This is a genomic window from Halomonas sp. H10-59 (genome assembly GCF_040070555.1).
Classification (GTDB): domain Bacteria; phylum Pseudomonadota; class Gammaproteobacteria; order Pseudomonadales; family Halomonadaceae; genus Halomonas; species Halomonas litopenaei.
In genome coordinates this window covers 296,957-315,217 of sequence record NZ_CP098828.1, presented here as the reverse complement: position 1 = coordinate 315,217, position 18,261 = coordinate 296,957, and the positions used below count along the sequence as shown (strand labels likewise).

Sequence of the window (18,261 nt, the reverse complement as noted above, 5' to 3'; positions counted from 1 at the left end):
GATGCGCCGCTGGTCACGCTGGCTGAATCGTCGCACCCTGGCGCTGGCGCTGGCGCTGGGTCTCGCCCTGGTGCTGTGGCAGAGCGCCACCCTGGCCCGTGAGCAGGCGCTGGCCTCGCTCAAGCGTGATGCCGATACCGAACTCCGGCTTTCCGCCACTGGCCTGACCGGTTACCTGTCACGCCACGAATACCTGCCGGAACTGCTCGCCACCCGGGAAACCGTCAAGCGATACCTGAGCGCCCCGGACGGCCAGGACGTGATGCCGCTCAACCGACTGCTCAACCGTTTCCGCAGTACCACCGGCGTCTCCGACATCTACCTGCTCGACGCCGAGGGCACCACCCTGGCGGCCAGCAACTGGCACCGCCTCGACAACTTCATCGGCCAGAACTATCGTTTTCGCCCCTACTACCAGGACGCCATCGCCGGGCACTACGGCCGCTTCCACGGCCTCGGCGTGGTATCGATGGATCGCGGCTACTACTTCTCGGCACCGGTCTGGCTCGACGAGGTCAATCCCGACGCCACCCCGGCCGGGGTCATGGTGGTCAAGGTCCGCGTCGATACGCTGGAGGCGAGCTGGCAGAGTCCGGGGACCAGCCTGCTGGTGGTGGATCAGAACGGTATCGTGTTCATGGCCAGCCAACCCGAGCTGCGCCTGACCTCTCTCACCCCGCTGGCGCCACCGCGCCTGGCCGAGCTGCGCGACTCGCGGCGTTACGCCGATGAAGCGCTGAAACCGAGCGGCCTCGAGGTCGTCGATCACCTCGCCAACGACGCCAGACTGGTGGGCTTCAACAGCGGCCCGCTGGCGTCCGGGCACTACCTTGGCGTCACTCGGGACTTTCCCACCCTGGGCTGGCAGATGCATATCCTCAAGCCCATGGCCCCGGTGATCGAGGCCCAGTGGCAGGCGATGCTGATGGGGGGTGGTCTATACGGCCTGCTGGCACTGGCCGGAGGCATCGGCTGGCAGCGCCACCGACTGCGCCGGGAGCGCGAAGCCTTCGCCGAGCGTGAGCGCACCACCCTGGCGCAAGCCCGCGACGAGCTCGAGCGCAACGTGGCCAGCCGGACCCGCGATTTGCTCGCCACCAATCGCCGGCTATCCGACGAAATCGAGGAGCGCCGGCGCACCGAGGCGACCCTGCGCCAGACCCGTGACGAGCTGACCCAGGCCGCCAAGCTGGCGGTGCTCGGCCAGCTCGCCGCCGGCATCAACCACGAGCTCAATCAACCACTGGCGGCCATCCGCGCCTACGCCGAGAACGCCCGGGGCTTTCTCGCACGACAGCGCCACGACACCGTCGACGCCAACCTCGGCGAGATCATCGAACTCACCGGCCGCATGGCCGAGATCAGCGCCCAGCTACGCCAGTTCTCGCGCAAGAGCGGTGAGCCGCCAAGCCCGGTGTCGACCCGCGCCTGCCTCGACTACGCCCTGCGCCTGTTCAAGGCACGCCTCGGCGAGCAGCAGGTCGAAGTGGTGTTCGACACCCCGGAGGAAGCGCCCTGGGTACTGGCCGACCTGGTCAGACTCGAGCAGGTGCTGGTCAACCTGATCGGCAACGCCCTCCAGGCCATGGCACAGACGCCGTCACCACAGCTGATACTGGGCGTGGCCGCCGCCGATGGCTGCGTCAGGCTATGGGTCGACGACAACGGCCCCGGCGTCCCCGAGGACCAGCGCCGCCAGGTGTTCGAGCCCTTCTACACCACCAAGGCCCCCGGCGCCGGACTGGGGCTCGGGCTGTCCATCTCCGCACGGATCATCGATGATCTCGGCGGCCGCCTGCAGGCCGGTGTCTCGCCTCTGGGCGGAGCACGCTTTACCATCGAGCTGCCCCAGGCCGAGCACGTCCTCCCGCCCCACGATGAGAGCCACGCCACATGACCGACGAAGCCCCCGTGATGATCATCGACGACGAAGAGCACCTGAGGGTCACCCTGGGCCAGACGCTGGAACTGGCCGGCTATCGACCGCTGCCCTTTCCCAGCGCCGAACAGGCCCTGGCCACCCTGGACCGGGACTTCAGCGGGGTGGTGATCAGCGATATCCGCATGCCCGGCATGGACGGCATGAGCCTGCTCAGAGAGATTCGTCAGCGCGACCCGGACCTGCCGGTGGTACTGATTACCGGTCATGGCGACGTATCCACCGCGGTGGAGGCCATGCGGGAAGGCGCCTGGGACTTTCTCGAGAAGCCGTTTCCCGGTGAACGCCTGGGCGAGGTCGTGCGGCGAGGCGTCGAGAAGCGTCGACTGAGCCTGGAAAACCGCTTCCTCAAGGCCGAGCTCGAGGCCCAGCAGACCGCGCCAGGCCCACGTCTGGTAGGGCGCACCCCGGCGATCAAGCGGCTGTCGTCGATGGTCCAGCGCATCAGCCAGGTCGAGGCCGACGTGCTGCTGTTCGGCGAGACCGGCGCCGGCAAGGACCTAGTGGCCCGCGCGATCCACGAGCGCAGCGCCCGCGGCGGTAAGCCCTTCGTCGCCATCAACTGCGGCGCGGTGCCCGAGAGCACCATCGAATCCGAGCTGTTCGGCCACGAGAAAGGCGCCTTTACCGGCGCGGTGGAGCGGCGCATCGGCAAGTTCGAGCATGCCGCCGGCGGCACCGTCTTCCTCGACGAGATCGAGTCCATGCCGCTGGCGCTGCAGGTCAAGCTGCTGCGGGTACTGCAGGAGCGCCAGGTCGAGCGCCTGGGCAGCAATACCCCGGTGACACTCGACATTCGGGTGATCGCCGCCACCAAGATCGACCTCAAGGCGGCCGCCGAGGCCGGCGAGTTCCGCGAGGACCTGTACTACCGCCTCAACGTGGTGACCCTGATGATTCCGCCGCTGCGCGAGCGCCGCGAGGACATCCCGCTGCTGTTTCACCACTTCGCCGCGGTGGCCGCCAGCCGCAGCGGCATGGAGGCGCCGCCGCTGGACGCGGCCGGCGTCACCGCGCTGCTGGCCCACGACTGGCCCGGCAACGCCCGTGAGCTACGCAACCTGGCAGAGCGCTACGTGCTGCTCGGCAGCACCTGCGACTACCGCCTCGACGCCTTGATGGAAGGCGTCGGCAGCGACGGTGGCGAGCTGCCGCTGCCCCAGCAGGTGGAGCTGTTCGAGAAACAGCTGGTCAGCCAGTCGCTGGCCCGCCACCACGGCCGTATCAACGAGGTCTGCGAGCACCTGGGACTGCCGCGCAAGACCCTCTACGACAAGCTCAAGAAGCACGCCCTCAAGCCCGACGACTATCGCCAGCGCCCCGACACCAGCGCCACGCCCTGATCGACCAGCCCCTGCAGCGCGTCCCAGGACGGCAGCCAGGGCGCCAGACTCAGGGTCACGCACAGCATCGCCAGAGAGTTGCCGGGATCGCCCCAGTCAAACGGTTTGAAGGCGGTGCCGAAGGAACGTTTCAGTCGCGCCCCGTTCAGATCCACGCTGTAGAGCTCATCGAGCAACAGATGGATGGCAAAGCCAAAGGTCAGGGCGCCGCCGTGGGCCCACGCCATGGCGTCCGGTGGTGCGAACAGATGGTGGCTGAGCGCCGCGGTCGCCAGGCCGCACATGGCCGCGGCCAGTAGCGAGTGCCAGAGCCCCCGGTGGACGGTGAAGCGGGCAAAGATCGCGCCGGCCACATAGCGCACCGCCAGATAGATGGCGCCGCACACCAGCAGCAAGGTGCCGTCGGAGAACCGCTCCTGCAGCATCACCGCGCCGGCCACCACCGCCGGCACCGCCATCAGATTGAAGATCAGCCGGATCGCCTTGGAGCTGTCGGAGTCGATATCGGGGAGGATGCCGCCCAGGGTCGTCAGCGCCAGCATCGGCAGGCTGTCGAGCGCCGACCACAGCCCCGCCTGCCAGCCGCCATGGGCCAGCACCGCGCCGCCGGCGGCGGCCACGCTGAGGTGGGTGCGGAAGTTGGCCATGCCGGGCGGGCTCCTCGAAAAGGCATATACTGGATAAATGACCAGATTATCGCCCGGCAGTTCAATAGAAACAATTGGTTGGAAACATACTGGATAAAAAAACACGGACCTGCGCGGGCAGATCCGTGTTCTTCACCACTGCGGCTCTGTCGTCAGCCCTGGGCCGAGACCAGGTACTGATCCTTGAGCTTGACGTAGTTGCCTGCGGTGTAGGGGAAGAAGGCGCGCTCAGAATCCTTCAGCGGGCGCAGCGCCTTGGCCGGGTTCCCGGCGTAGACGTGGCCGCTTTCCAGGCGCTTGCCGGGGGGCACCACCGCACCGGCGGCGATGATCACCTCGTCCTCGACCACTGCCCCGTCCATGACGATGGCGCCCATGCCGACCAGGATCCGGTTGCCCAGGGTGCAGCCATGCAGCACCGCCTTGTGGCCGATGGTGACTTCATCGCCGATGGTCAGCGGCCAGCCGCCTTGATTGAAGTCGCTGGCGTGGGTGATGTGCAGCACGCTGCCGTCCTGCACGCTGGTGCGCGAGCCGATGCGAATCCGGTGCATGTCTCCGCGAATCACCGCCATCGGCCACACCGAACAGTCGTCGCCCAGCTCCACGTCACCCAATACCATGCACTGGGGGTCGATATAGACCCGCGCGCCCAGCCTGGGGCTTACACCCTGCCAGGAACGGATCACCGGATACCCCGGCGTACCATCGTGCGCTTCCGTTGCCACCCTGTCTGCCATCACTGTCTCTCCTGAAGGTTGTGCGCCGGTCGGTCGCGGCACTACAGCAGACCGCTGAACAGCACCACCAGTACCAGCGGAATCGACACCCAGCGTACCACGGCGCGCCACACGCGAAAGCCATTGGGCCCCGCATCCAGCGCCCGCAGCGCTTCCTGCTCAGGCATCACCCAGGCGGCAAAGATGGCGATCAACAGACCGCCTAGCGGCAGGAAGATCTCCGGCGGAATGGTGCTGACCACGCCGAAGAAGTTCATCTCCCCGATCAGGTGGACGTCGCTCAGACTCGAGAACGACAGCACGCACAACAGCCCCACCAGCCATACGCACAGGCCCACCGCCAGGGCGGCCATGCGCCGCGACAGCCCCCAGCCCACCAGGGTCGAGACCATCGGTTCGGCCAGGTTGATCGATGAAGTCCAAGTCGCCAGCAGCAGCAGCAGGAAGAAAAGTCCCAGCCAGAAGGGACCACCGGGCAGCTCGGCGAAGGCCACCGGCAGGGTCACGAATACCAGTCCTGGACCCTCCCCCGGATCCATGCCCTGGGTGAACACCACCGAGAAGATCGCAATACCGGCCAGCAGCGCCACCAGCACATCAAGCACCGCCACCGCGCCGGCGGCGCCAGGCAGGCTCTGGTGGTCGGGCATATAGGCGCCGTAGGCCATCAGCGCGCAGGCCCCCACCGCCAGGGTGAAGAAGGCATGTCCCATGGCGTGCACCAGCACCATCGGCGTCAGCGCCGAGAAATCCGGGGTGAACAGCCAGGCCATGGCCGGACCGAAGCCGTCCATGGTCACGGCGTGGCCGGCCAGCACGATCAGCAGCAGGTAGAGCGCCGGCATCAGCAGGTTATTGAGGCGCTCCAAGCCCTTGGCCACGCCGGCGGCGACCACCACCATGGTCATCACCAGAAACAGCGTATGGTTGAGCGTCATCCGCAGCGGGTCAGCCAGGAAGGCGTCGAAGCCTGCGCCGATTTGCGGCGCGCTCTGGCCAGCGAAGCCTCCGCTGAAGGCCTTGACCATAAAGTCGATGGACCAGCCGGACACCACCGAGTAAAACGACAGGATACAGAACACCGTAAAGGCGCCGAACAGCCCCAGCCACTTCCAGTGGCTCGAGGTGCCGCGCTGACGCGCAAGCTCAGCGAGCGACTGCATCGGGCTGCGCCGACCGGCCCGGCCGATCATGATCTCTGCCATCATCACCGGCAGGCCCAGCACCACCACGAAGCCTACATAGAGCAGCAGGAAGGCGGCGCCCCCGTTCTCCCCGGTGATGTAGGGGAAGCGCCAGATATTGCCAAGACCGACGGCGGCCCCGGTCACGGCCAGGATAAAGGCGCGGCGCGAACTCCAGCGTTCCAGCGTTTGGTTCATGGTCTTTCGGTGTCCAGATCGAGAAAAACGAAGGCCGCAAGACTAGCACATTGAAACCGCCGGCAGTCGCCCGCATTTACTGAACCATTGTCGAATTCCCGAGAGGTGCCCATGTCCCGCAATCCGCTGCTAGAACGCCACACCCTGCCGCCCTTCGGCGAAATTCGCCCGGAGCACGTCGCCCCTGCGGTGGAAGCACTGCTCGAGGAGCTGCGCGAAGGCGTCGAGAAGCTGGTGGCCGAAGCCGAGCGCGACACCCCCAGCTGGGACAGCCTGGCGGCGCCGCTGGAAGAGATGAGCGACCGCCTGGCCCAGGCCTGGTCGCCGGTATCGCACCTCAACTCGACCATGAGCACACCGGAGCTGCGCGAGGCCCACGACGGCTGCCTCGAGAAGCTCTCCGCCTACAGCACCTGGATCGGCCAGCACGAAGGTCTGTTCCGCGCCTGGCAGGCGCTCAAGGACAGCCCGGCCTTCGCCGAGCTCGACGAGGCTCGCCAGCGCTCGGTGGACAACGCCCTGCGTGACTTCCGCCTGGCCGGCGTCGACCTGCCGGCAGACAAGAAACAGCGCTCGGCGGAAATCCGCACGCGCCTGTCGAGTCTGTCGAGCACCTTCTCCAACCAGCTGCTTGACGCGACCCAGGCCTGGGCGCTGGAACTCGACGATGACAGCCGTCTGGCCGGCCTGCCCCAGAGCGCCCTGGACACCCTGGCGGCCAACGCCGAGGCCAAGGGCAACAAGGGCTATCGCATCACCCTGGACTTCCCCAGCTTCTTCCCGGTGCTGAGCTACGCCGAAGACCGCGAACTGCGCCGTGAGGTCTACACCGCCTTCGTCACCCGGGCCTCCGAGAAGGGCCCCAACGCAGGCGAGTACGACAACGCCCCGATCATGGAAGAGACCCTGGCGCTGCGCCGCGAGATGGCCGAGCTGCTGGGCTTCTCCAGCTACGCCGACTACTCGCTGGCGACCAAGATGGCCGACAGCCCCAGCGAGGTCATCGGCTTCCTAGACGACCTGGCCAGACGGGCCCTGCCCCAGGGCCAACAGGAATTCAGCGAGCTCGAGGCCTTTGCCCGTGACGAGCTGGGGCTCGAGGAACTCGCCCCCTGGGATGTGGGCTACGCCAGCGAGAAACTGCGCGAGGCCCGCTACGCCATCTCCCAGGAGCAGCTGCGCCCCTACTTCCCTGCGCCCAAGGCGGTCGCCGGGCTGTTCAGCGTGGTCGAGCGCCTCTACGGCGTGCAGGTCGAGCAGGACCCCGATGCCCCCAGCTACCACGAGGATGTCAGCTTCTACCGGGTGCTCGAGAACGGCCAGCCCATCGCTGGCTTCTATCTCGATCTCTACGCCCGTGAAGGCAAGCGCGGCGGCGCCTGGATGGACGAGTGCCGGGTGCGTCGCCGCCACGGCGTCGAGCTGCAGCTGCCGGTGGCCTACCTGACCTGCAACTTCACCCGCCCGGTGGGCGACAAGCCGGCGCTGTTGACCCACGACGAGGTCACCACCCTGTTCCACGAGTTCGGCCACGGCCTGCACCATATGCTCACCCGCCAGGAGGTGGCCGACGTGTCGGGCATCAACGGGGTGGCCTGGGACGCGGTGGAGCTGCCGAGCCAGTTCATGGAGAACTTCTGCTGGGAGCGTGAAGGGCTGGACCTGATCTCCGGCCACGTCGACACCGGCGAGCCGCTGCCCGACGAGCTGTTCGACAAGCTCACCGCGGCCAAGAACTTCCAGTCCGCCATGGGCATGCTGCGCCAGGTCGAGCTGTCGCTGTTCGACTTCCGCCTGCATCTGGAGCCAGCAGCGCCGTCTGCCGCCGACATCCAGTCGCTGCTGGACGATGTCCGCGCCAAGGTCTCGGTGGTACCGCGAGTCGAATTCAACCGCTTCCAGAACAGCTTCGGCCACATCTTCGCCGGCGGCTATGCGGCGGGCTACTACAGCTACAAGTGGGCCGAGGTGCTGTCCGCCGACGCCTGGAGTGCCTTCGAGGAGGCCGGCACCTTCGACGCCGAGACCGGCACTCGCTTCCGCCGCGAGATCCTCGAGCAAGGCGGTGCCAGGGATGCCGCCGAACTGTTCAAGGCCTTCCGCGGCCGCGAGCCGAGCATCGAACCGCTGCTGCGCCACAGCGGCATCCGCGCCGCCTGACCATCCGTCTCGTCGACGCCCCCGCCGCCAGCGGGGGCGTTGCCATTTGTGGAGACCGACATGACCGTCAAGAAACGCTTTATCGCCGGCGTCGTCTGCCCCCGCTGCGCCGCCATGGACCGTATCCGCGCCTGGGAGCAGAACGGCGTGCGCTACCGTGAGTGCGTCAGCTGCGACTTCTTCGAACAGCTACCGATCGAGGACGACGTGGTCGAAGAGCTCGCCACCCGGGTCAACCAGGACTCCGAAGCCCCCGCCACTGAAGAGATCCAGCCGGTTCGCATTCTCGACCCCGGCAAACGCCACTGATCCAGCGCGCGACGCTTTTACGCCCAAGGGTGTGCGGATATCCGCACACTCTAATTCGGCAAACGTGCGAAACTTCGGACAAAGGCCTTGTCGACATTTTCGACCAATGTCTAAAGCGACTTTTATAACCAACTGATTTACAGATAAATCCTTGGGTCGGGCACACCCCTTGCGATACCTCTTGCGTTGACCGACGTCCGGTCAGGCTCGGTCTTGGCGTCTAGGCTTGAGACCGCAGCACGATAACCACAACGTCCATCGCATTGGGAGACATTGCATGAGCACCTCTACCCGGCTCCTCACCGGCGTCCTCGCCACCACCTTCGCCGGCACCCTGCTGGTGTCCGCTGCCGCCCAGGCAGACCGTGAAGACTGGCCCGAAAGCTTCACCGTGGGCACCGCGAGCCAGGGCGGCACCTACTTCGTCTACGGCTCCGGCTGGGCCAACCTGGTCGCCGACCAGCTCGGTCTATCCGGCGGCGGCGAAGTCACCGGTGGTCCGACCCAGAACCTGGCGCTGGTGCACGGCGGCGACGTGGCCTTCGGCCTGACCACCATGGGTCCCGCCTCCGACGCGGTGAACGGCAAGAGCCCGCTGGCCCCCGGCGTGAAGATGGACAACGTCTGCGCCATGTTCCCGATGTACGAGACCCCGTTCTCCATCACCGCCCTGTCCGACAGCGGCATCACCTCGATCTCCGAGATTCCCGACGGCGCTCGTATCGGCTTCGGCCCGGCAGCCTCCACCTCCGACACCTACTTCCCGGCCATCCTCGAAGAGCTGGGCGTCAACTTCGATCGCCGCAACGGCGGCTGGTCTGACCTGGGCGGGCAGCTGCAGGACGGCCTGCTCGACGTGATTGCCTTCGCCGCCGGCATTCCGATCCCCGCGGTCAGCCAGCTCGAGGTGCAGACCGACGTCAACATCGTCGAATTCACCGAGGAAGAGCAGCAGCAGGTCCTCGACAAGTTCCCGGTCTCGGCCTTCCAGATCCCGGCCAGCACCTACACCACCCTCGAGGAAGACGCCCGTGCGGTGTCCATGTGGAACTTCGCCATCGCCGGCTGTGACCTGCCCGAGGACTTCGTCTACGAGGTCACCAAGCTGACCATGGAAAACAACGACAAGATGCTCGACGTGCACCGCAGTGCCGCGACCACCATTCCCGAGAACATTCAGTACAACACCGTGCTGCCGTTCCACCCCGGCGCCGCGCGCTGGTACGAGGAAAACGGCTACGAGATCGATCCGTCCATGATCAAGCAGTAATCAGGATCACCCGCCCGCGGCCAGTCCGCGGGCGGGCACCCGGCCGGTCGTCCGTTTCTCAAGGTATCGTTCCATGACCCACACCCCAGATTCTCCCCGCGACGAGGATGCGGCCGACGCTTCGGTCGAACCCATCGTCGCCTCGGGCGTCGACGACGAAGCCGTCGAACCCAATCGCCGTGTCTTCCAGGGCGGCAAGTGGTGGCTGTTCGGCGTACTCGCCGTGGCCTACACCGTCTTTCACCTGGTCTCGCTCAATATCTACCCCATCGAGACCTGGTCGTTCCGCATCATCCATATCGCCGGCGCGCTGATCCTCGGCTTCGGCCTCTACACCGGCTCGCGCTTCGTCGAGGACGGTCAGGACGGTGCGCCGCGCTGGGCCAGCGTGATCGCCCTGGCGTTGCTGCTGCCCGCAGGCTACGCCCTGATCCAGGTGGTGCTGATGCAGCAGACCATGGCCGGCGGCGCCATGCGCATCGAGCCGGCCATCGAAAACTGGCACTACGGCGCGCCGCTGATCCTGGCCACCATCGGTGCCATTGCGCTTTCCTGGTTTCCCCGTCAGGCCCGCCACCAGTTGCTGTTGGCCGACGTCGTGTTGATGGTCTGCGCCGCCGCCGTGGCCGGCTACCTGCTGGTGGTCTTCAACAGTCCGCTGCGCGCCTCCACCGGCACCTCCTTCGCGCCCATGGGCATCAGCTGGGCCGCCATCTCCGGCTCGCTGCTGATCCTCGAGCTGACCCGCCGCGTCGCCGGTCTGGCGCTGGTGGTGATCTCCGCCATCTTCCTGACCTACGTCTTCATGGGCCCCTGGCTGCCGGGCTTCCTCGGCTATCCGGGACTGTCGCTGGGGCGCTTCTTCAGCCAGGTCTACACCGACGCCGGCATCCTCGGCCCGACCACGGCGGTGTCCTCCACCTATATCATCCTGTTCATCATCTTCGCGGCCTTCCTGCAGGCCTCCAAGGTCGGTGACTACTTCGTCAACTTCGCCTTCGCCGGCGCCGGTCGCGCCCGTGGCGGCCCCGCCAAGGTCTCGATCTTCGCCTCCGGCCTGATGGGCATGATCAACGGCACCAGCGCCGGTAACGTGGTGTCCACCGGCTCGCTCACCATCCCGCTGATGAAGAAGGTCGGCTATCCGGCCAGAAGCGCAGGCGCCATCGAGGCGGCCGCCTCCACCGGTGGCCAGATCATGCCGCCGATCATGGGTGCCGGCGCCTTCATCATGGCCGAGATCACCGGTATTCCTTATACCGAGATCGCGGTGGCCGCCTTGATCCCGGCGATCCTGTACTTCGCCTCTGTCTACTTCATGGTCGACTTCGAGGCGGCCCGCAAGGGCATGCGCGGCATGCGCAAGGAAGAGATTCCGCAGTTCTCCAAGCTGATCAAGCAGGTCTACCTGTTCGCCCCGATCATCATCCTGATCACAGCGCTGTTCATGGGTTACTCGGTGATCCGCGCCGGCACGCTGGCGACCGCCTCCGCCGCGGTGGTGAGCTGGCTGTCACCCCACAAGATGGGCATTCGTTCCATCCTGCGGGCCCTCAGCCTGGCCGGCACCATGTCGATCCAGATCATCGCGGTGTGTGCCTGCGCCGGCCTGATCGTCGGCGTCATCGCCCTGACCGGCGTCGGCGCGCGCTTCTCGTCGCTGCTGCTGGGCCTGGCCGGTGTCAGCCAGCTGCTGGCGCTGTTCTTCGCCATGTGCATCTCGATCCTCTTGGGCATGGGCATGCCCACCACCGCCGCCTACGCGGTGGCAGCCTCGGTGGTCGCCCCGGGCCTGATCGACATCGGCATCCAGCCGCTGGTGGCGCACTTCTTCGTGTTCTACTTCGCGGTGGTCTCGGCAATCACCCCGCCGGTGGCGCTGGCCTCCTACGCGGCGGCGGGTATCTCCGGCGACAACGCCATGGGCACCTCGGTGGCCTCGTTCAAGATCGGTCTGGCAGCCTTTATCGTGCCGTTCATGTTCTTCTACAGCCCGGCCATGCTGATGGAAGGCGACTGGCCCCAGATCCTGCGGGTCGGCACGACCGCCACCATCGGCATCATACTGCTGGCGGCCACCGTCCAGGCCTGGTTCTTCGGACCGGTGAAGGCCTGGCAACGGCTGGTGATGCTGATCGGCGCCCTGTGCCTGATCTACGGCGGCATCGTCACCGACCTGGCGGGGCTGGCCATCGCCATCGGCCTGTTCGTGATGCAGCGCGCCAGCGGAGGCGGCACCCGCAGCGCCACCGCAGGCTGAACCCTGGCCCCTTTTAACTCCGCACCTTGAGCCCCGCCCTCTGGCCCCGCCCCATGGCGGGGCTTTTTCGTGCCTGGGGCTCCCCCATGACGACGGCCGCCCGCCGTTGGCCTGCCCGAACCGCCAGGCGTTTTCGTTTTTCTACCCTCCCCCAGAACGACGACGGCCCCGCACAGGGCGGGGCCGACGTTCTTGTTGTTGTGGTCGCGACTGGCTAGCGCGACCCGTCCAGCGTTGTTGTTGGTGTCATGAGCGGCCGGTGATGTTGTCGACGATCTTCAGCGTCGGCTCGGCCTGGTTGAGGGTGTAGAAGTGCAGCCCCGGGGCGCCGCCGTCGAGCAGGCGCTGGGCCAGACGCGAGATCACCTCTTCGCCGAAGTCGGCGATGGCGGCGCTGTCATCACCGTACGCCTCGAGCTGCTTGCGAATCCAGCGCGGGATCTCGGCACCGCAGGCGTCGGAGAAGCGCGCCAGCTTGGAGTAGTTGGTGATTGGCATGATGCCGGGGATGATCGGTGCTTCCACGCCAAGCTGACGAGCCCGCTCGACGAAGTGGAAGTAGGCGTCGGCGGTGAAGAAGTACTGGGTGATCGCCAGGTTGGCACCGGCATTCATCTTGCGGGCAAAGTTCTGAAGATCCGCCTCGAAGCTCGCCGCCTGGGGGTGAGACTCCGGATAAGCCGCCACCGCGATCTCGAAGTGATCGCCGGTCTCCTCACGGATGAACTCCACCAGCTCGTTGGCGTAGCGCAGCTCGCCGATGCCGCCCATGCCGGAAGGCAGGTCACCGCGCAGGGCCACCAGGCTGTTGATGCCCTGGGCCTTGTAGTCGGTCAGCAGCTCGCGCAGCTGGGCCTTCTCGCTGCCGACGCAGGACAGGTGCGGCGCGGTGGTGATGCCGCACTCGCGCACCGCATTGACGGTGGTGATGGTGCGATTCTGGGTGGAACCGCCGGCACCGTAGGTGACGGAGAAGAACCGCGGGTTGCGCTCGGCCAAGAGATCCCGGTTGCGCATCAGCTTCTCCCGCCCGGCGTCGGTATTCGGGGGGAAGAATTCGAAACTGATGCCCAGCGGGTGCTCTTGTGCGCTCATCTCGGGGTCCTCGTGAAGCGTGTCGGGCTACCGCAAATCGGCGGCCGTAAAGGTGATGGGTGCCATTGTGACGACTCAGTCTCACCCCGACCAATGAAAGTTTCGCGGGTAAACTTCAATTCTCTTCATATAAGAAAAGGGAATCTCATAACCACCTGTTCTAAAAAATGACCTCGGCAGCCGGCCCGGGCTGACACCGGCGCGCCCAGACGGCATGATACGGGGCCTGGCACCCAAGGATGATGAACATGGCCGTCGACCCGACCTCGCTGATGGGCCCCCTGTGGACCCTGCTCGCCTTTGTCGCCCTCGGCGTCCTGTCCGCCAGGCGGCTCAAGGTCGACCCTCGTCCCATCGCCACCCTGCTGATCTACCTGATCGCTCCGCTGACCTTCTTCCGCGCGCTGGTACTGGGCGGTCCGACGCCGGTCTACCTCGCCCTGACCGCTGCCCTGTTCGTGATCGCAAGCCTGGTGGCCGTGCTCATCAATCGGCTGGGAAAGCGCTGGCTGGGGGATGAGGAAGGCTCGGTGCTGGCGTTTTCTGCCGGTACCGGCAACACCGGCTACTTTGGTTTGCCGGTGGCGCTGGTGTTGCTGCCCCCGTCCGGCGTCACCCTGTACCTGTTCTGTGCACTCGGCGTCACCCTTTACGAGTTCACCGTCGGCTTCTATCTGAGCGCCCGCGGCCGCTTTACGGTGCGCGACAGCCTGCTCAAGATCGCCAGGCTGCCGCTGATCTACGCCTTTCTGGCGGCGCTTTTGGTGGAAGGGGTCGGCGTGACGGTGCCAGCGCCGGTGACCGATGCCATGTCGGTGTTTCCAGCGACCTACACCCTGCTCGGCATGATGATCATCGGCATGACCCTGGGTCGTGTTTCTGTGCGCTCGCTGGATGGGCGCTTTATCGGCGCCTGCGTGGCGGTGCGTTATGCCCTGTGGCCACTGCTGATGCTCGGCGCCGTCCTGTTGCTCAAGGCCACCACCGGGCTGTCACAGGACATGGCGTTGGCGCTGCTGTTGATCGGGGTGGTGCCCATGGCCGCCAACGTGGTGGTGGTAGCCATGGAGCTCGGCATCGCGCCCGAGAAGGGCGCCCTGGCGGTGTTGATCACCACCCTGGCCGCGCCGCTGGTGATCCCGCTGTACCTGAGCGGGATGCTTGGACTGGTGCAGTAAAGCTGAAAGGCGAAAGTCGCTAGCGCCGAGAGTGACTAGCGGGGAAACACGGGCGCGACCAATACCGCCTTGCCGGAAGGCCGCGATCTCAGACGCTCCACGTAGGCTCGGGCATTTGGCGCCGCCTCCATCAGCGAGGCGGCGGGCGGCGTGGCCTCCAGATAGTCGAGCATCGGCGCCGCCAGGGCATCGGCCAGGGTGAAGCCATCACCGACGAGAAAGTCTCTCCCCGCCAACTGGTGTTCCAGGATGGCCAGTATCCGTGCCACCTCCGGGGCCGCCTCGCGTACCCGGTCTTCCCTCACCTCGCCATTGGGCCCCTTGGGAAAGACCAGTTCCAGCAGGTAGCGCCGCACGATGGCCTGGTCGGCCTGGGTGGCCAGCGCAGCACACCACTGGTCCACCTGGGCCCGCGTCCAGTCATCCCTGGGTAGCAGGTCGGGCCCATCGAAGGCGCCCTCCAGGTAGCGGCAGATGGCAACGCTCTCGTACAGGCGTCGTTCGCCGTGAATCAGCACGGGAATCTTGTCGAAGGGATTGAGCGCCTTGAACTCCGGTGAATGCAGCTCGACCCGACGTCCTTCGACCTCCATCCCGACACTGTGCTCGATGCCCTTCTCGTGACACACCAGCACCACGCTGCGCACGAAGTTCGAGAACGCGGGACCCACGATATGTACGCTTGCCATGCCAACCTCCTGGTTACCAGACGATAAACCGCCGGCCCTTGCCGATATATACGCCGACGTGTGCGCGAGTCGTGCTCGCTCGTCTTGCAGCATGGCCGCTGACACCATATGTTCAATAACATATTCTGCCATCGGAGACGGCCCATGCCCTGGAGCCGCGAACGCAAGCACGAGACCCGCACCCGTATCCTCGACGCAGCTGCCCGCTGCTTTACCCGAAAAGGCTACGATGCCGTCAGTATCGACGAGGTGATGGCCGCCGCCGGCCTGACCCGGGGCGCCTTCTACGCCCACTTCGACAGCAAGTCGACGCTCTACGCCAATGCCATCCGTCATGCTGCCAGGCGCGGGGCCATCGCGCTCGATCACCTCGAAAGTCGAGAAGCCCGCATCGAGGCCTACTTGAGCCAATCTCTCGCCAAGGACGAGGCAACCTGCCCACTGGCCTGCCTGGTCAGCGATGTGGCGCAGCGCGACGAGCAGGTGCGCACCACCTATACCGCCCTGCTGGAAGGCTTCCTGACGCGCTTTGTCGACACCTCTGACATGGACACCGACACGCGAAAGCGCGCGCTCGGCCAGACGATTGCGATGATCGGCAGTCTGGCCATGGCGCGTACGGTAAATGACCCGCAGCTGGCGGAAGAATTACTGGAGGCTGGCAGAACACTGGCAAAGGCCAATGCGCTACCCGTCAGTCGGAGCGGCGTTGTCGGCCAGGAAGCCTGAAGAAAACGACTGAGCAAGGCCGGTAAAGCGAACGGATACAACACGGGCGAAGGGGGAGGCCTCTCAGGCCCCCGCCAGGGCGCCCTCGGGGCAGGCGCGGGGCATCGAAGGCTCGGCCTCGATCACCTGCCCTCCCCAGTCGATCAGCGCCAGGCTGCCGTCGGGACGCTCGATCAGCGCCGTGCAGTGCTCCACCCAGTCGCCGTCGTTGCAGTAGAGCACGCCGTCCTGGGCACGAAATCCGGCCTTGTGAATATGCCCGCCGACGTAGCCATCGAGTCCTTCCCGGGCCGCCTGGTGGATGGCCGCCTGCTCGAACTGTTCGACATAGCGCTGGGCCGCGCCGATGCGCCCCTTGACCGCCGCCGCCAGCGACCAGTAAGGCAGGCCCAGCAGGCTGCGCGCTTTGTTGCACCAGCGATTGAGCGACAGCACAAACTGATGCATGCCATCACCCAGCGCCATCAGCCAGGGGGCCAGGCGCACATGGGTATCGAACTCGTCGCCGTGGCTCACCAGCAGACGGCGACCATCGGCGGTCTCGTGGATCGCCCGGCGCTCGATGCGCACCCGGTGCATACGGATGCCACACAGCTGACGCAAGGCCGCGTCGTGGTTGCCGGGAATATAGATGATCTCGCAACCGCCCTTGGCCAGGCGCAAGAGACGCCCCACCAGGCGCTGCTGCTCCGCCGGCAGCGACGCCCGCCGATGCATGGCGATAAGGTCGATCACATCCCCTACCAGATACAGGCGCTCCGGGCGCACGCGGCGCAGCAGCCGCGACAGCAAGGCGGCCTGGCAATCCCGGGTGCCGAGGTGAAGATCGGAAATGAACAGGGTACGAGCGGTCAGTGATGTGGCCATGGGCAGTCTCCTGTGACGCCCACCCAGCCTGTCCTGTCCCGGTGACACTGCCGTGGCGCGACCATGACGAAACGATGACCGGTGCCGCCCCCTGCCCCGCTATTCCCCAGGCTCGCCCCAGGCTGACTACCCAGCCCTGATTCCCTGCCCCCGATCAAGGCTGGCGCGGCGCACAGCCCCCTATCCGGCAAGCCTCAGTAACGATAGTGGTCTGGCTTGTATGGCCCCTCCACCGGCACTCCGACGTACTCCGACTGAGCCTCGGTCAGCTGAGTGATCACGCCGCCAAAGCCCTCCACCATGTAGCGTGCCACCTCCTCGTCGAGATGGCGTGGCAGCACCGTGACATCGATCATGCCGTCGCGTTCGTCGGGGCCCAGCTCGGCAAAACGCCGGGCATACAGATGCATCTGCGCCAGCACCTGATTGGCGAAGGAGCCGTCCATCACCCGCGAGGGATGACCGGTGGCGTTACCCAGGTTGACCAGACGCCCCTCGGCCAGCAGGTAGATCACATTGCGGCTGTCGGGATCGTACGTCTGCCCCGGCCCGGCGTCTCGGTAGATCTTGTGCACCTGGGGCTTGACCTCCTCCCAGAGCCATTGCTTGCGCATGTAGGCGGTATCGATCTCGCTGTCGAAGTGGCCGATATTACAGACCACCGCGCCATTCTTGAGAGCGCCCAGCATGGCGGCGTCACAGGCGCCGATATTGCCGGTGCAGGTCACCACCAGGTCGGTCTTGCCGAGCAGTTCGAGATCGAGACTGTCGACGCCACGATTGATACCGCCACGATAGGGAGAAACCACCTCGTAACCGTCCATGCAGGCCTGCATGGCACAGATCGGGTCGATCTCGGCGACGCGCACGATCATGCCTTCCTGACGCAGCGAGGCCGCCGACCCCTTGCCCACGTCCCCATAGCCCACCACCAGTGCCTGCTTGCCCGCCAGCAGGTGATCGAGCCCGCGCTTGATGGCGTCATTCAAACTGTGACGGCAGCCGTACTTGTTGTCATTCTTCGACTTGGTGACGGCGTCGTTGACGTTGATGGCCGGCACTTTCAAGGTGCCTGCCCTGAGCATCTCGAGCAGTCGATGGACACCGGTGGTGGTCTCTTCACTGATGCCGTGGACGGCGTCAAGCTTGTCCGGATGTCGCTCGTGCAACAGCAGCGTCAGGTCTCCGCCATCATCCAGCACCAGATTGGGGGTCCAGCCGTCGGCGCCATCCACCGTCTGCTCGATACACCACCAGAACTCGTCCTCGCTCTCGCCCTTCCAGGCAAATACCGGGATGCCTGCTGCGGCGATGGCGGCGGCAGCGTGGTCCTGGGTGGAAAAGATATTGCAGGACGACCAGCGCACGCTCGCACCAAGGTCGACCAGGGTCTCGATCAGCACTGCGGTCTGAATCGTCATATGGATACAGCCGGCGATACGTGCGCCCTTGAGCGGCTGGACCTCACGGTACCGGGCCCTGAGGGACATCAAGGCCGGCATCTCGCTTTCGGCGATACGAATCTCGCGGCGCCCCCAGTCGGCCAGGCCGATATTGGCGACCCGGTAGTCATCCTGACGCTGAGCCCACTGCGCCCTTTGCGAAGCCTCGGTCGGAGTCATGCTCGCCTCCTGCTGGTTATCCAGCCTTCAC

15 protein-coding genes are annotated in these 18,261 nt (G+C 65.9%); 8 read left to right on the top strand and 7 right to left on the bottom strand.

All coding sequences use genetic code 11. The features are described from left to right. Nucleotide 1 precedes the first annotated feature (1 nt). Both NFG57_RS01430 and NFG57_RS01425 read left to right on the top strand, forming a co-directional pair. Nucleotides 2–1,897, top strand: coding sequence for an ATP-binding protein (locus tag NFG57_RS01430; protein WP_348815187.1), 1,896 nt, complete (start codon nucleotides 2–4; stop codon nucleotides 1,895–1,897). Further along, the gene (locus tag NFG57_RS01425) at nucleotides 1,894–3,282 is read left to right on the top strand and encodes a sigma-54 dependent transcriptional regulator (RefSeq protein ID WP_213227304.1); all 1,389 of its coding nucleotides are present in this window, start codon (nucleotides 1,894–1,896) and stop codon (nucleotides 3,280–3,282) included. Before NFG57_RS01430 ends, NFG57_RS01425 begins: the two co-directional genes overlap by 4 nt. On the opposite strand, the gene NFG57_RS01420 is transcribed toward NFG57_RS01425, so the two are convergent. From NFG57_RS01420 to NFG57_RS01410, 3 genes are all read right to left on the bottom strand, one after another. Then, nucleotides 3,246–3,929: a metal-dependent hydrolase gene (locus NFG57_RS01420; protein WP_045992228.1), complete on the bottom strand. Its 684-nt coding sequence runs from the start codon at nucleotides 3,927–3,929 to the stop codon at nucleotides 3,246–3,248. The two genes, NFG57_RS01425 and NFG57_RS01420, sit on opposite strands and share 37 nt — an antisense overlap. A gap of 152 nt (nucleotides 3,930–4,081) precedes the next feature. Continuing rightward, a complete protein-coding gene (locus NFG57_RS01415; protein ID WP_108449989.1) occupies nucleotides 4,082–4,669 on the bottom strand; it encodes a gamma carbonic anhydrase family protein in 588 nt (195 codons plus the stop codon). 41 nt (nucleotides 4,670–4,710) lie between these two features. Then, nucleotides 4,711–6,051, bottom strand: coding sequence for a sodium-dependent transporter (locus NFG57_RS01410; RefSeq protein WP_045992230.1), 1,341 nt, complete (start codon nucleotides 6,049–6,051; stop codon nucleotides 4,711–4,713). A gap of 111 nt (nucleotides 6,052–6,162) precedes the next feature. On the opposite strand from NFG57_RS01410, the gene prlC reads away from it, so the two are divergent. From prlC to NFG57_RS01390, 4 genes are all read left to right on the top strand, one after another. Then, entirely contained in the window at nucleotides 6,163–8,211 is a 2,049-nt protein-coding gene (prlC, locus tag NFG57_RS01405) for an oligopeptidase A (RefSeq protein WP_045992231.1), read from the top strand. Nucleotides 8,212–8,271: 60 nt separating this feature from the next. Beyond that, a complete protein-coding gene (locus NFG57_RS01400; protein ID WP_045992232.1) occupies nucleotides 8,272–8,520 on the top strand; it encodes a YheV family putative zinc ribbon protein in 249 nt (82 codons plus the stop codon). A 277-nt stretch (nucleotides 8,521–8,797) separates the two neighbouring features. Continuing rightward, nucleotides 8,798–9,790, top strand: coding sequence for a TAXI family TRAP transporter solute-binding subunit (locus NFG57_RS01395; protein WP_045992233.1), 993 nt, complete (start codon nucleotides 8,798–8,800; stop codon nucleotides 9,788–9,790). Between the two features lie 73 nt (nucleotides 9,791–9,863). Then, the gene (locus NFG57_RS01390; protein WP_348815186.1) at nucleotides 9,864–12,050 is read left to right on the top strand and encodes a TRAP transporter permease; all 2,187 of its coding nucleotides are present in this window, start codon (nucleotides 9,864–9,866) and stop codon (nucleotides 12,048–12,050) included. A 246-nt stretch (nucleotides 12,051–12,296) separates the two neighbouring features. On the opposite strand, the gene metF is transcribed toward NFG57_RS01390, so the two are convergent. Then, on the bottom strand, nucleotides 12,297–13,145 hold the full coding sequence (metF, locus tag NFG57_RS01385) for a methylenetetrahydrofolate reductase [NAD(P)H] (protein ID WP_045992235.1): 849 nt from the start codon (nucleotides 13,143–13,145) through the stop codon (nucleotides 12,297–12,299). Between the two features lie 248 nt (nucleotides 13,146–13,393). On the opposite strand from metF, the gene NFG57_RS01380 reads away from it, so the two are divergent. Further along, nucleotides 13,394–14,323 (top strand): AEC family transporter, encoded by a 930-nt coding sequence (locus NFG57_RS01380; RefSeq protein WP_045992236.1) that lies wholly within the window; start codon nucleotides 13,394–13,396, stop codon nucleotides 14,321–14,323. Nucleotides 14,324–14,358: 35 nt separating this feature from the next. Here NFG57_RS01380 and NFG57_RS01375 read toward each other — a convergent pair whose 3' ends face one another. Continuing rightward, the gene (locus NFG57_RS01375; RefSeq protein ID WP_348815185.1) at nucleotides 14,359–15,012 is read right to left on the bottom strand and encodes a glutathione S-transferase family protein; all 654 of its coding nucleotides are present in this window, start codon (nucleotides 15,010–15,012) and stop codon (nucleotides 14,359–14,361) included. Nucleotides 15,013–15,156: 144 nt separating this feature from the next. Here NFG57_RS01375 and NFG57_RS01370 point away from each other — a divergent pair, with 144 nt between their 5' ends. Beyond that, nucleotides 15,157–15,741: a TetR/AcrR family transcriptional regulator gene (locus tag NFG57_RS01370; protein ID WP_249742728.1), complete on the top strand. Its 585-nt coding sequence runs from the start codon at nucleotides 15,157–15,159 to the stop codon at nucleotides 15,739–15,741. Nucleotides 15,742–15,804: 63 nt separating this feature from the next. Here NFG57_RS01370 and NFG57_RS01365 read toward each other — a convergent pair whose 3' ends face one another. Continuing rightward, a complete protein-coding gene (locus NFG57_RS01365; protein WP_348815184.1) occupies nucleotides 15,805–16,608 on the bottom strand; it encodes a UDP-2,3-diacylglucosamine diphosphatase in 804 nt (267 codons plus the stop codon). A gap of 194 nt (nucleotides 16,609–16,802) precedes the next feature. Then, nucleotides 16,803–18,230, bottom strand: a complete 1,428-nt coding sequence (ahcY, locus tag NFG57_RS01360; protein WP_348815183.1) for an adenosylhomocysteinase — start codon at nucleotides 18,228–18,230, stop codon at nucleotides 16,803–16,805. Between the last annotated feature and the right edge of the window lie 31 nt (nucleotides 18,231–18,261).